Source organism: Citrobacter sp. 21OH12SH02A-Citro, from assembly GCF_027919895.1.
In the GTDB taxonomy this organism is placed as follows: Bacteria; Pseudomonadota; Gammaproteobacteria; order Enterobacterales; family Enterobacteriaceae; genus Citrobacter; species Citrobacter braakii.
This window is the reverse complement of record NZ_CP114801.1, coordinates 810,255-823,214: the sequence shown is the minus strand read 5'-3', so window position 1 is coordinate 823,214 and position 12,960 is coordinate 810,255. Positions and strand designations below refer to the sequence as shown.

Annotated in this window: 11 protein-coding genes; 2 read left to right on the top strand and 9 right to left on the bottom strand. The window is 53.5% G+C overall.

Going from position 1 to position 12,960, the window contains the following annotated elements; all coding sequences use genetic code 11:
* Positions 1-145: 145 nt before the first annotated feature.
* On the top strand, positions 146-1,192 hold the full coding sequence (dctP, locus tag O6D90_RS04055; protein ID WP_016157427.1) for a TRAP transporter substrate-binding protein DctP: 1,047 nt from the start codon (positions 146-148) through the stop codon (positions 1,190-1,192).
* 41 nt (positions 1,193-1,233) lie between these two features.
* Here dctP and O6D90_RS04050 read toward each other — a convergent pair whose 3' ends face one another.
* The 6 genes from O6D90_RS04050 to O6D90_RS04025 form a co-directional block, all read right to left on the bottom strand.
* Positions 1,234-2,094, bottom strand: a complete 861-nt coding sequence (locus O6D90_RS04050; protein WP_016154372.1) for a small-conductance mechanosensitive channel MscS — start codon at positions 2,092-2,094, stop codon at positions 1,234-1,236.
* A 127-nt stretch (positions 2,095-2,221) separates the two neighbouring features.
* Positions 2,222-3,154, bottom strand: coding sequence for an HTH-type transcriptional activator AllS (gene allS / locus O6D90_RS04045; protein WP_032931810.1), 933 nt, complete (start codon positions 3,152-3,154; stop codon positions 2,222-2,224).
* Positions 3,072-3,944, bottom strand: coding sequence for a DUF2877 domain-containing protein (locus O6D90_RS04040; protein WP_016154374.1), 873 nt, complete (start codon positions 3,942-3,944; stop codon positions 3,072-3,074). Before O6D90_RS04040 ends, allS begins: the two co-directional genes overlap by 83 nt.
* 110 nt (positions 3,945-4,054) lie before the next feature.
* Entirely contained in the window at positions 4,055-5,317 is a 1,263-nt protein-coding gene (locus O6D90_RS04035; RefSeq protein ID WP_271143252.1) for a DUF1116 domain-containing protein, read from the bottom strand.
* A gap of 16 nt (positions 5,318-5,333) precedes the next feature.
* Positions 5,334-6,995, bottom strand: a complete 1,662-nt coding sequence (locus O6D90_RS04030) for an acyl-CoA synthetase FdrA (protein WP_016157429.1) — start codon at positions 6,993-6,995, stop codon at positions 5,334-5,336.
* Between the two features lie 13 nt (positions 6,996-7,008).
* Positions 7,009-8,232 carry an MFS transporter gene (locus O6D90_RS04025; protein WP_016157430.1) on the bottom strand — a complete coding sequence of 408 codons (1,224 nt, stop codon included), beginning with the start codon at positions 8,230-8,232 and terminating at the stop codon, positions 7,009-7,011.
* A 338-nt stretch (positions 8,233-8,570) separates the two neighbouring features.
* Between O6D90_RS04025 and O6D90_RS04020 the strand changes: the two genes are divergently transcribed.
* A complete protein-coding gene (locus O6D90_RS04020; RefSeq protein ID WP_016157431.1) occupies positions 8,571-9,476 on the top strand; it encodes a carbamate kinase in 906 nt (301 codons plus the stop codon).
* 48 nt (positions 9,477-9,524) lie between these two features.
* Here the strand turns inward: O6D90_RS04020 and fbaA are convergent, their stop codons facing one another.
* The 3 genes from fbaA to epd form a co-directional block, all read right to left on the bottom strand.
* Positions 9,525-10,604 carry a class II fructose-bisphosphate aldolase gene (gene fbaA / locus O6D90_RS04015; protein ID WP_003027029.1) on the bottom strand — a complete coding sequence of 360 codons (1,080 nt, stop codon included), beginning with the start codon at positions 10,602-10,604 and terminating at the stop codon, positions 9,525-9,527.
* 88 nt (positions 10,605-10,692) lie between these two features.
* A complete protein-coding gene (gene pgk / locus O6D90_RS04010; RefSeq protein WP_003027032.1) occupies positions 10,693-11,856 on the bottom strand; it encodes a phosphoglycerate kinase in 1,164 nt (387 codons plus the stop codon).
* A 39-nt stretch (positions 11,857-11,895) separates the two neighbouring features.
* Positions 11,896-12,924 carry an erythrose-4-phosphate dehydrogenase gene (gene epd / locus O6D90_RS04005; protein ID WP_016154379.1) on the bottom strand — a complete coding sequence of 343 codons (1,029 nt, stop codon included), beginning with the start codon at positions 12,922-12,924 and terminating at the stop codon, positions 11,896-11,898.
* Positions 12,925-12,960: the final 36 nt, after the last annotated feature.

The window sequence follows — 12,960 nt, the reverse complement described above, 5'->3', positions numbered from 1 at the left end:
AGAGGAAATGGATAATATTAATCAGTAATTAGCATTATTAATAATACCGCGCACACTCCCCTCCAGATTCAGTCTCTGACAATAGCGATTGTGCGTTACCCGAGGTATGCTGAAAGATAAATCTGTCTATACCAAAGGAATGGGTATGAAGCATAACGCGAACATTTTTCTCTTCTGTGCCTCGCTGATAGTTACCAGTTTGTGGCCCACTGTCGCCAGCGCAGACAGAACGCTGCGCTATACCGATCACGAGCCATATGGCAACATGCGTACCCGGCTCATAAAAGAGACTTTTTTTCGCGCGATCGAACAAGAGTCGCTTGGACGTTTGAAAATCGACGCTCACTGGAACGGCGAGCTGTCCACCAGCTATGACGCCTTAAAAACGATCGGCCAGGGCAGCGTGGCGGATATGGGGATCGTGGTCCCTGAGTACACGCCCGAACAACTGCCGCGACACCAGATTTTTAAGAGCTTTCCCCTCGGACCGGGTCGTGGTGAAGCGCAGGTTAACGCCTTTCAGCGGATTTTCCGCGAGTATCGCCAGTTTGGTCGCGAGCTGGAAAACAACAATCTGGTGAATCTTCAGTTTTTCCTCGGCTATCCGGTTGGATTTTTTACGACCAGGCCGAACGTCGATTTGGCACAGCTGAATGCAAGCCAATGGCGGACCGCCAGCTTTTGGCATCAATCATTTTTACGCAACGCGGGCGGCGTGCCGGTCAGCATGCCATGGAATGAAAAAATTACCGATGCGCTTCAGACCGGACAGCTTGACGGCCTGATGGTTAACCTCGACAGCGGAGATGATATCCATGCCCAGCGGGCGGCCCCCTATATTCAGCTCTCCCCTTCGCTCTGGCTCGGACACGTTTATCTTCTGGTGATGAATAAAGACGTCTGGGATAGCCTGGACGTGAAAGATCGCGCAGCCATCAATCGGGCCGCCGCCATGACGCAAAAGCGTATTGGCGCAGTGCAGGACGCAAGCCTGACCGCAATGGCGCAAAAGATGGCAAAAGAGGGCGCACACGTTCACTACCTGACCAACAGCGAGCTGAATGCGTGGCAAGCCGCTACCGGGTATCAGCACGTTCAGGCCGAATGGATTGCCCAACAGGAAAGTAAAGGAATAAACGATGTTGGCGAGCTGATGCAGGGTGTCAGCGCAATTCTTAACAAGACGAGATAAATCAATGCCCGCCTCTCTCTGGCGGGCGTTTTTAGCTGAAGTTACTCGGTCGCGTTCTCTTTCACGCGTTTAAAGTTCACATCCATCTGCGGGTACGGGAAGCTGATACCGTTGGCGTCAAACTCGCGCTTAATACGCTCCAGTACATCCCAGTAGACGCTTTGCAGATCGCTGCTGTTACTCCAGACACGTACGACGAAATTAATCGAGGAAGCGCCCAACTCATTCAGGCGTACCGTCATTTCACGGTCTTTTAGGATGCGATCTTCAGACTGGATGATATCAGTGAGGATTTTTTTCACCTGATCGATATCGGAGTCGTAGGCCACGCCGATAATAAATTCGTTACGACGGACCGGCTCGCGAGAGAAGTTAATGATGTTCCCGGCAATGATTTTACCGTTTGGGATCACCACAATCTTACCGTCTACGGTACGCATAGTTGTGGAGAAAATCTGCACGTTAAGCACGGTTCCCGCAACGCCGCCAAGGTCTACATATTCACCCGCGCGGAACGGACGGAACATCACCAGAAGCACGCCTGCGGCGAGGTTGGACAGCGACCCTTGCAGCGCCAGACCGACAGCCAAACCCGCGGCACCGAGAACGGCGATCACGGAGGCAGTTTGCACCCCAACGCGACCCAGCGCGGCAATCAGCGTGAAAGCGATAATACCGTAGCGCACCAGTGCAGAAAGAAAGTCGGCAACGGTGGCATCAATTTTACGCGCCAGCATCAGGCGGTTAACGGTGTTTGATACGATACGCGCCACGATCATACCGATAATGACAATCGCGATGGCCGCAACGATGTTGACGGCATAGCTCAACAGTAGCTCCTGATTGCGGACCAGCCAGGTGCCCGCACCGTTTATGCTGTCGACAACATTCAAATCTTCCATTCAATAGTCCTTGAGCATGTCAAAAAAATTACGAGATCAATCTCACGAAAACACCCTATTAAAGGTAAACAAAAAAGACCGAATCTGCCATTTTTTCAACATGATCCCTTAAAAAACCGCCGTAAACTCAGTTCTCCGCCGGTCGGTCGACCATCCGCAGGAACCCGCTCACCAGAGAATCTTTTTGCTTAAAAATGTCCGCAATTTCACTGACCACCTTTCCGCTGCCCGCATTCTTCCAGGCAATCGAGAGCGGCGATGGCTGGCGCGGATTAATCACCTCACGGGCAACCAGTGCCCCGGATTCAACATAAGGACGACACATCCGCTCGGGTAAAAAACCGACGCCAAGCCCGCTTAAATGACAGGCCAGCTTAGTGCTGAGATCCGGCACTTTGATCTCCTTTTGTCCGCTAAGCAGCCAGGCGACGCGGCGCGTAAGCGTACGCGAGGTATCTTCAATATTGATAGCCGGATAGCGGCGCAGCATATCGTCTGACAGTACCGGCACTGGATGGCTGGCCAGCGGGTGATTTTGCGCTACCACAAACCGCCAACTGATATCTCCCAGCGGCAACAGAGAGATATTATTGGAGAGCGATTCCGATCCGGTGACGCCAATCGCCAATTGGAAATCGTCATACAGTAGCGAATCCCACACGCCCATATAGACCTGTCGGGAAATTTGAAATCGGGTGAAGGGAAATTGTTGGTGCAGCCAGGTCAGTAAATCTGCCGTGGTCTGCGGCTGGTACAGCAGATTGTTGATAACGATGTTCACCTGCCGTTCAACGCCCGCGTTGATCTGCTGAAGCTCGTCCGGCATTGCATCCAGCCAGTTAAGCCACTGTCGACAATGCTCAAGCAGATGTTGTCCGGCTAGCGTCAGACTGACGGAGCGGGTTGTACGTAAAAAGAGCTGCGTCCCCACCTGCTCTTCCAGCGTTTTAATGCGATAGCTAATCGCCGCGGGCGTTTTATGCAGGGAGCTGGCCGCGCGGGAAAAACTCTCCGTCTGTGCAACCCGAATAAAAGTGCGTATTGTTTCCTGATCGAGCATGCGTTCCCCTTGAGTCGACCACCTGTAACCACCGTTGCGCTATCGCGATTCCCAGCAATATGTCCGCCCCCGAGGAGTGCCCGACAGCAAGCAGGCGTCTGATTGCAGAATGCGGATCGCGTCCGGACTGTAAACCACGTATCACCTTCTGTAGCGGCGTTGAAAATTCGCCCACTCTGGCGCTGTTCAGATAGCTACAGCTTACTGACGTGGTGAGCGGCACAAGTTGCTCCGTCGGGGGTAAAAAATAGCGCAATTTGGCAGAAAGCCCCGCAGCATACAGCACAGCCAGCATCCCCGTCAGCATATCATCGCCGCTGGGCGTCAGTCCTGGGCCGTATCCGATCAGCCAGCGCCAGTCAGGCGTCACGCCACGATGCCAGCACTCAAGTTGCTCAATGATTTCAGGGTAGTGCAACATCGTATTGAGTGGCTGATTCAGCGCTCCGGAAAGACCACTGTGTTGAGTGCAAAAAGAGAGATCGACAGGGGCAAGTACGGCAGGATCCAGCGACATCCGGAGTGTGCGACGCGAGCAAAGCGCTATACCCTGTCCCCGCAGGATGCTCCCCTGTTTGATAAGTCGTTCAATATGCGCCACGCGGGAAAACTGTGTGGTGCTCAGCAGCATGCCCGTCGGTCCCATCCCCTTTCCGTAGCGAAACAGCGTCAACAGCTCGCCGTCAGGACGGCAAAAATTAATCGCCTGCGAGAAGCGGCTGTGCAACCTCCATTCGCCATCGGGAAGTCGATAAAAACCCGCGCTGGCTAATGCCTTAATCGTCACCATCGATACACTCCAGGACACTGGATGGCAGGGAGAGCGCCCGAGCCGGCCTACGGAATGAACTCATTCGCAGGCCGGATAAAACGCAACTGCGTCGCCTTCCGGCAACGTTGTTATGCCGTGATGTGATGCAGTTCCGCCAGCGCTTCAAGCGCTTTTTCAAAACAGAGCAGCGGTGCGCGAACGGTGCCCGCCCCCACCTGGCCGATCCCCGCATCCTTGTGAGCAATACCGGTGTTAATCAGCGGCGTAATCCCCGTTTCCACGACGCGACGGATATCCAGCCCCAGACATGCCCCTTTGAAATCCCATGACGGGATCTGGAACAGCGGATTGTTGGCAAGATAGATCTCCGCCATCTCTTCCGATGTCTCCAGCGCAGCCCCCATGCCACCCGCGCCAACGAAGCGCGTTACGCCCGGTGCGGCGATCATCGCAGCACCGCCAATCCCCAGCGTTTCCGTGATGGCACTGTCGCCGATATCCGGATTGGCATCAGTCTGGCTATAGCCGGTAGAGAACAGCCCCTGCGGCGTGTTCACCGGCGCGGTAAACCAACGATCGCCTGTGCCGCTCACGCGAATACCGAAATCACGGCCGTTACGCGTCATGGCGGTCACCACAGAACCTGCTTTAATTTCCGCCGACGCATCCATAACGGCTTTACTGTAGGCCATTGCCAGGTTAAGGAAGAACTGGTCGGTGACGCTCAGGAATTGCAACACCTCAATGATTTCCGCCTTCGGACGCCCCAGTCCGGCAATCACCGGAGAAAGCGTGCGTAGCAGCAGAGAAGAGGCCGCAATATTACGTTGGTGGAACTCATCGCCCATCGTGATAGCCTGCGCCATCAGTGCCGTCAGATCGACGCCGTTTTCCATCGGCGAGAGCGCTTCCTGCAATACCGGCGCCAGCGTATCGCGCATCCAGCGCAGACGTTTCTGCACGTCATCGCCGTAAGCGCCAAAGCGCATCACTTTGCCGATCCCCTCATTGAGGTTGCAGCAGGCCTGATTACCGTGGACGACATCACGCACGACCAGCACCGGCATATTAGCGGACGTAATACCGCCCATCGGACCTACCGCGCCAACGTGGTGGCAAGGAATAAACTCGATCTCTCCCTGCTCCAGCATCCGCAGGGCATCTTCCTCCGTGACCGCCCAGCCTTCAAACAGCGATGCGCCAATACAGGCTCCGCGCATTGGGCCAGTCATCTCTCCCCAGGCGATCGGCGGACCAGCGTGCAGTAATTTGCGTCCAGAAGATAATTCGGCCACCGCTTCTTTTGCAGGACGCACGGCAACCCAGTGGGGGCGTGCAGCTTTAATTCGTTCGATAATGGCTTCGTTGGCCTGTGCAATAGATGAATACATATCCGTACCTCTGAACTTAATGTAACTGTTTGAGTAAGCTGGCAAGACGGGCGTTGCCACCGGCAACAGGCGCCCACTGATAATGCACAACCGGCGTACCGCTGCTTTGCAGATCCAGCGCGAAGCTGCGCAATCCGGCGTTGATAACCTGTACGCCCGCAAGAAGCGCGCTATGCGTCTGTGGAATATTGTGATTCTGGTGATGCGTCAGGCTAACGGCGAGCAGTACCGCCTCTTCGAGGGTTTCTACCACGGCAACCCCGGCTTCACGGAGTTTCTCTTCCTGCTCGCTGCGGCCCTGCGGATCGCCCTCGGTTCCGGTCAGAGTAGCAATCACCACCAGCGGCGCAGTGCGTTTGGCGCGCACTTGATCTACCGCCTCAACAACCGCCCCCGCTGGATCGGCGCAGGCGCCATAGCCCAGTACGACATCCAGCAGCAGTACCCCGACATCCGGAAACGCGGCCAGTTTTTCGATTTCAATGCTGCGGGTGGTTGGGTCAATCATCGGATGCGGTCTGCCCAGGGTGTAGCTGTCGTCCCCGAGGTCGACAATACGATGACCACCGGCGTCCAGCATCACGCCCTGGTCGTGGCTTTCACTCACGGGAACCCCCAGCCCCGCTGAGAGCAGCATGGCGGCTTCCGCGGCCAGCGTCCCCCCGGCATACAGGCCGTAAATCCCTTTGCCTGCCACTTCCGGCTGAGCCCGTCTCTGCTGCGCCACGCGCATCAGCAGCACCGCCAGCCGCGCGGCATCAGAAAGTGAATTCGCCAGCCAGACGTTTCCTTCGCGACGCTGCTCCGGCTTGCTGCCCAGAAACAGCGCGACAACCGGTTTCCCCACCTTTTGCATCGCAGCAATAATGCGGGTTCGCACCTGCGGAGACGGCGGCTTGGAGACAAAAGCCATTACCCGCGTGGCATCATCCGCAGCCAGCATCTCCAGCGCGGTCAATGCGCTGATACCGCCCACGTCAGCGCTCAGGTCACGTCCCCCCAGGCCAATCGCATGGCTAATGCCCTGCTGATGCAGCGCAATCTGCGAGGTAATTTCCTGAATACCGGTGCCTGACGCGCCAATCACGCCAATCCCGCCTTCAGGCAGGACGTTGGCAAAAGCTAACGGGCTTCCGGCAATCATCGCCGTTCCGCAGTCTGGCCCCATGACGATCAGCCCGCGCTCGCGTGCCATGGTTTTCAGCTCAACTTCCTGCTCCAGCGATACGTTATCGGAAAACAACATGACGTTTTTATTGGCCTGCAACCCCTCTCTGGCAACAGATGCGGCATATTCTCCGGCGACGGAGACCAGCAGAAGATTGGCCTGAGGTAATTTCTGGCACGCGCTTTCGAAGCGGCGAGCTTTCACCAGTTGATGTGAACTCCCCGACGCGTTGGCGATCGCGCTTAGCTCTTTCTCCAGTTGCTCACGAATCAAATCCAGGATCTCAGGCTGCTCACCTTCGGTTCTGACCGCCACACAAATATCATTTGGCGTGGCATCGGCAAAGTCGTCGTGCCAGAACCCTGTGGAATCCAGCATCGATTTATTGGCTGGTGTTCCCATCATGACCGAAACCTGATCAACTTCCGGGCGCTCACTGAGTTTTCGGGAAATGATCATCAGGCTGACGGAATCCTGAAAACTTCCCTTTTTAATAAAGGCGTAAATCATTACCGCTACCTCTTTATGTGCGTTGTTCTTTTAAAAACAGCATTGCGAATAAACCAATAGCCAGCAGTACGGCTGAAACATAGAAACTGGAAGCCAGGCTTCCGGTCATATCACGCGCAGCCCCGGCAATAATCGGTGCCAGAATGGATGAACTCATGCCGATAAAATTAAATAAGCCAAATGCGGTGCTGTAATTATTTTCATCCACGCTATCGGCTACCAGGGCAACCAGTACCGGATCCAGCGCCAGTTTACCCACCAGACCATAGACACACAGCGCAGTGATAACACCTGTCATATTCGGCATCCAAATAATTGACAACATGCTGATAATCGCGACCGGCACCAGGAACATAATTAAAGGTTTACGCTTGCCTAATTTGTCAGACAGGCTGGAGAATAGCAGCGCCCCAGGAATGGAAATCCAGGCCACCAGCGAAGAGATAAATCCGGTTTCGCTGCCCGCGATACCCCGTTCATTTTGCAGATAATAAGGAAGCCAGGTCAGGATAACGAAGAAACCGAACAGGCTACAGAACACCATAATATAGGTGATAATTAAATTACGGTTTTTCAGCAGATCGCTGAATTTACCCTTTTTAACCGGCGCGCCATCGGCGTCGGCAGTACGTTTCTTCTCTTTCACAAATAGCCAGATAGCCACCCCAACCAGCACGGATGGAACCGCCATCGCATAGAATGGCATCCGCCATGAATATCCCTGATCGTATACCAGCCAGCTTGAGGTCATCAGCCCCAGCGCAATACCAAAAGCCATACCGCTGTTGATGATTGCGCTGCCAAGAGAGCGGTACTTCTTCGGGATCTGCTCAGAGGAAAGACCGTATTGCGGACCATAATAGGTTCCTTCACCCGCCCCCGTCACCACGCGGGCAAACAGCAGGGTGTACCAACTTTTTGCCCAGCCGGTTACCGCGGTGAAAACACCAAAAAGAATAAACCCCGGAACCAGCACCTTTTTCTTACCAATTTTGTCACCCAGAATTCCGGCAGGTACCTGAAGTAATGCGTAAGAAAAATAGAACACAGAATTAAGAATACCCAATTGTGTGCCGCTTAAGCCAAATTCTTTTTCTAATTCGCCCATCACCGGATTGAGCACCGTGCGGTCGGCATACATAAAAATCCATCCCAGCCAGAACAGAAAAACGGTGACCCACCAGGCCGGTATTCCTCTTTTCTTTGTGGCCTCAGCCACTTCATATGAACCAGACATAATTAATCTCCCGGTAATCATTACCGCTGAATACCTCATGTTATCTGACAGGATACGTGAGGTTTGATGTTTTAACTGCGTCTACCATATCGGGGTAAAAATTCATTTCATTTGAACAAAATCACACAAAATCCATTGTTATAAATTTCTGGGAACTGGCCGCAACATTATTAAAAAAAGTCTAATAATCACTTTCAAAGCAATTTAAATAAAGAGACAGAAAACATCATTAATTATCGAGATATTTTTACAGGTATTTGAGTTGTCGACCTTATCACATAATAAAAGCGATAAAACGCTATGTTGACCACGAGATATTTTTCACAATGAGGTCATTAATGAAAAAGAAGATTGTCATTGCGCTTGGCGGCAATGCCTTATTACAGCGCGGAGAAATTTTGAGTGCAGAAAACCAGCAGCGTAGTATTCAGGTATTTGCCGAAATGGCATCCGAATTAGCCCGTGATTATCAACTGGTCATTGTTCATGGCAACGGTCCTCAGGTTGGTCTGCTGGCGCTACAGAACGCTGCTTACAAAGAGTCCCCGGCCTGGCCGCTGGACATTCTGGTTGCGGAAAGTCAGGGGATGATCGGTTTTGCCATTGCCCAGGCGCTGGCGTCATCCACGGGTAACGCGCCCGTGACGACGCTGATGACCCGCGTTGAGGTCGATCCGCAGGATGACGCTTTCTCAACACCCGGTAAATATATCGGCCCCGTCTACCAGCCGGATCAACAGACAGATCTGGAAGAACGCTATGGCTGGCAGATGAAAGCGGATGGGCAATATATTCGCCGCGTGGTTCCCTCCCCGACACCGCTAAAAATTCTCGACAGTGATGCCATCTGCACGTTGATGGATGCGGGGCACATGGTGATTTGCTGTGGCGGTGGCGGTATTCCGGTCATTGCGCAAGGCGATGGCTATCAGGGAACCGAAGCCGTCATTGATAAGGATTTGACCGCTGCCGTGCTGGCGCAATCCATTAACGCTGACCACCTGCTGATCCTGACGGACGCCGATGCCGTGTATGAAAACTGGGGAACCCCCCAGGCGCGTGCGCTACGACATGTCACACCAGAAGAGCTGGCGCCGTTTGCCGCGCCTGACGGTGCAATGGGCCCGAAAGCGGCGGCGGTGATACAGTTTGTCAAACAGACCGGAAACGCAGCATTTATCGGCGCCCTGAAGGATGCGCCGCAGGTCCTGGCGGGTGAAAAAGGAACCTGCGTTATGCAGTAAAAAAAATGGCTTCCCAAAGGAAGCCATTTTTACTGTCCGCAGACGGAATTACAGAACGTCAACCGCGTTCAGTTCTTTGAAAGCCTGTTCCAGACGGGTGATCATAGTTGCCTGACCAGCACGCAGCCATACGCGCGGATCGTAGTATTTCTTGTTCGGCTGATCTTCGCCTTTCGGGTTGCCCAACTGACCCTGCAGGTAAGCTTCGTTTGCTTTGTAGTAGTTCAGAACGCCTTCCCAGGTAGCCCATTGGGTATCGGTGTCGATGTTCATTTTCACTACGCCGTAGCTTACGGAATCTTTGATTTCCTGAGCAGTAGAACCGGAACCGCCGTGGAAGACGAAGTTCAGGCTGTTATGCGGCAGGTTATGTTTCTTAGAAACATAGTCCTGAGAGTCGCGCAGGATGGTCGGGGTCAGAACTACGTTACCCGGCTTGTAAACGCCGTGTACGTTACCGAAGGACGCTGCGATGGTGAAACGCGGGCTGATTTTGCTCAGCTCGGTGTATGCGTAGTCAACGTCTTCCGGTTGGGTGTACAGTGCAGAAGCGTCCATGTGGCTGTTGTCCACGCCGTCTTCTTCACCACCGGTGCAACCCAGTTCGATTTCCAGAGTCATGCCCATTTTGGACATGCGCGCCAGGTATTTGGAGCAGATTTCGATGTTCTCTTCCAGAGACTCTTCAGACAGGTCGATCATGTGAGAAGAGAACAGCGGTTTGCCTGTTGCTGCGAAGTGTTTTTCACCCGCGTCCAGCAGACCGTCGATCCACGGCAGCAGTTTCTTCGCGCAGTGGTCAGTGTGCAGGATAACCGGAACACCATAGTGTTCAGCCATCTGGTGAACGTGATGCGCACCAGAGATAGCACCCAGGATTGCAGCGCCCTGAGGAACGTCAGACTTCACGCCTTTACCCGCGATGAAAGAAGCACCACCGTTGGAGAACTGGACGATTACCGGCGCTTTAACTTTTGCAGCGGTTTCCAGAACGGCGTTGATGGAGTCGGTACCAACGCAGTTAACAGCTGGCAGAGCAAAGTTGTTTTCTTTAGCTACCTGGAAAACTTTCTGTACGTCATCACCAGTGATTACGCCTGGTTTTACGAAATCAAAAATTTTAGACATGTTGCGAGTCCTGTATCTTCGGCCTTGGAAAGGGGGCGCGCTCGACAGCGCGCTAATAATTGGGCAGGTTTCCCTGCCCATCAATGTCTTACTTTTTAGCACGCTCTTCGAGCATGGCTACTGCTGGCAGTACTTTGCCTTCCACGAATTCGAGGAATGCGCCGCCGCCAGTAGAGATGTAGGAGATTTTGTCAGCAATGCCGAACAGGTCGATTGCTGCCAGGGTGTCACCGCCGCCTGCGATAGAGAATGCTTCGCTGTCTGCGATAGCATTAGCAACGATTTCAGTACCTTTGCGGAAGTTCGGGAATTCGAACACGCCAACCGGGCCGTTCCACAGAATGGTTTTCGCATTCTTCAGAATGTCAGCCAGCTGCTGTGCAGAAGCGTCGCCGATATCCAGGATCTGCTCGTCTTCTTTTACATCGCTAACGGATTTAAGCGTAGCCGGTGCAGTTTCAGAGAATTCAGTCGCTACGCGAACGTCAGTCGGGACCGGGATATCGCAAGTCGTCAACAGACGCTTAGCTTCATCAACCAGGTCAGCTTCGTACAGGGATTTGCCGACGTTGTGGCCTTGAGCAGCAACGAAGGTGTTCGCGATACCACCACCAACGATCAGCTGGTCAGCGATTTTTGACAGAGAGTCCAGAACGGTCAGTTTGGTAGAAACTTTAGAACCACCAACGATAGCCACCATCGGACGAGCAGGTTCTTTCAGCGCTTTACCCAGCGCATCCAGCTCAGCAGCCAGCAGCGGACCAGCGCAAGCTACGTCGGCGAATTTACCGATACCGTGGGTAGAAGCCTGCGCACGGTGAGCAGTACCGAAAGCGTCCATTACGAATACGTCGCACAGCGCAGCGTATTTTTTGGACAGTGCTTCGTCGTCTTTCTTCTCGCCTTTGTTGAAGCGAACGTTTTCCAGAACAACCAGTTCACCGGCAGCGACTTCAACGCCGTCCAGGTAATCTTTTACCAGGCGAACCGGAGCAGACAGTTTGTCTTTCAGGTAGTTAACAACCGGCAGCAGAGAGAATTCTTCGTTGTACTCGCCTTCGGTAGGACGACCCAGGTGGGAAGTTACCATCACTTTAGCACCCTGTTTCAGGGCCAGTTCGATGGTCGGCAGGGAAGCACGGATACGCGCATCGCTGGTTACTTTCCCTTCTTTAACTGGTACGTTCAGGTCCGCACGGATAAAAACGCGTTTACCAGCCAGATCCAGATCGGTCATCTTAATTACAGACATGGTGAATCCTCTCGTTGATTCATAAAGTTTTGTCGACGCTCAAGCGTCGAGCCTGAAACCAATAGCAGCCATCGCTAACGTTGTGTCGAGCATACGGTTAGCAAAGCCCCATTCATTATCACACCAGACCAGCGTTTTGATCAGGTGAGCGCCACTCACGCGCGTTTGCGTACCATCAACGATGGCGCTGTGCGGGTCGTGGTTAAAATCTACAGAGACCAACGGTAATTCCGTATAGTCAACTATACCATGAAATGCACCTTGTGCTGCTTTTTGCAGCAACTGGTTGACTTCACTGGCTTTTACTGGTTTTTTCACCGTCACGCTTAAGTCGATCGCCGTCACATTTATGGTCGGTACACGCACCGCAATCGCTTCAAAACGATCGTTAAACTGCGGGAAAATTCGCGTGATGCCCGCCGCCAGTTTGGTATCAACCGGAATAATAGACTGGCTGGCCGCTCGCGTGCGACGCAGGTCAGGATGATAGGCATCAATAACCTGCTGATCGTGCATCGCGGAGTGGATCGTGGTGACGGTACCAGACTCAATGCCGTAAGCATCATCCAGCAATTTAATGACGGGTATTATGCAATTCGTGGTGCAGGAGGCGTTGGAAACGATCCGGTGTTCAGCGCGCAGCTGATCCTGATTAACGCCATACACAACGGTTGCGTCGATGTCGTGACTACCAGGATGTGAAAAGAGCACTTTTTTTGCACCTGCGGCAATATGCGCCTCGCCGTGTTCGCGGTTGCCGAAGACCCCCGTACAATCCAGCACAACGTCGACACTCAGTTCGCGCCAGGGAAGCGCATCGAGCGTTCGCTCATGCAGAATGCGGATCGCGTCATCGCCAACGATGAGCTGGTCACGTTCCTGACGAACATCCCAGGCAAAACGTCCATGGCTGGTGTCATATTTCAACAAATGCGCCATGCCTGCAGCATCCGCCAGTTCGTTGATTGCCACCACGGTGATTTCCGCCCGACGCCCGGATTCATACAAAGCACGAACCACGTTGCGTCCGATGCGACCGAAACCATTAATCGCTACGCGTACGGTCATAGGTCTCCTGCAAGGATTTCTCAGAAACGATGTGGC

Bases quoted from the DNA above. Each gene is read 5' to 3' on its own strand.
- dctP (WP_016157427.1), top strand. From the start codon at position 146: ATGAAGCATAACGCGAACATTTTTCTCTTCTGTGCCTCGCTGATAGTT.
- O6D90_RS04050 (WP_016154372.1), bottom strand. From the start codon at position 2,094: ATGGAAGATTTGAATGTTGTCGACAGCATAAACGGTGCGGGCACCTGG.
- allS (WP_032931810.1), bottom strand. From the start codon at position 3,154: ATGCTCGATCAGGAAACAATACGCACTTTTATTCGGGTTGCACAGACG.
- O6D90_RS04040 (WP_016154374.1), bottom strand. From the start codon at position 3,944: ATGGTGACGATTAAGGCATTAGCCAGCGCGGGTTTTTATCGACTTCCC.
- O6D90_RS04035 (WP_271143252.1), bottom strand. From the start codon at position 5,317: ATGTATTCATCTATTGCACAGGCCAACGAAGCCATTATCGAACGAATT.
- O6D90_RS04030 (WP_016157429.1), bottom strand. From the start codon at position 6,995: ATGATTTACGCCTTTATTAAAAAGGGAAGTTTTCAGGATTCCGTCAGC.
- O6D90_RS04025 (WP_016157430.1), bottom strand. From the start codon at position 8,232: ATGTCTGGTTCATATGAAGTGGCTGAGGCCACAAAGAAAAGAGGAATA.
- O6D90_RS04020 (WP_016157431.1), top strand. From the start codon at position 8,571: ATGAAAAAGAAGATTGTCATTGCGCTTGGCGGCAATGCCTTATTACAG.
- fbaA (WP_003027029.1), bottom strand. From the start codon at position 10,604: ATGTCTAAAATTTTTGATTTCGTAAAACCAGGCGTAATCACTGGTGAT.
- pgk (WP_003027032.1), bottom strand. From the start codon at position 11,856: ATGTCTGTAATTAAGATGACCGATCTGGATCTGGCTGGTAAACGCGTT.
- epd (WP_016154379.1), bottom strand. From the start codon at position 12,924: ATGACCGTACGCGTAGCGATTAATGGTTTCGGTCGCATCGGACGCAAC.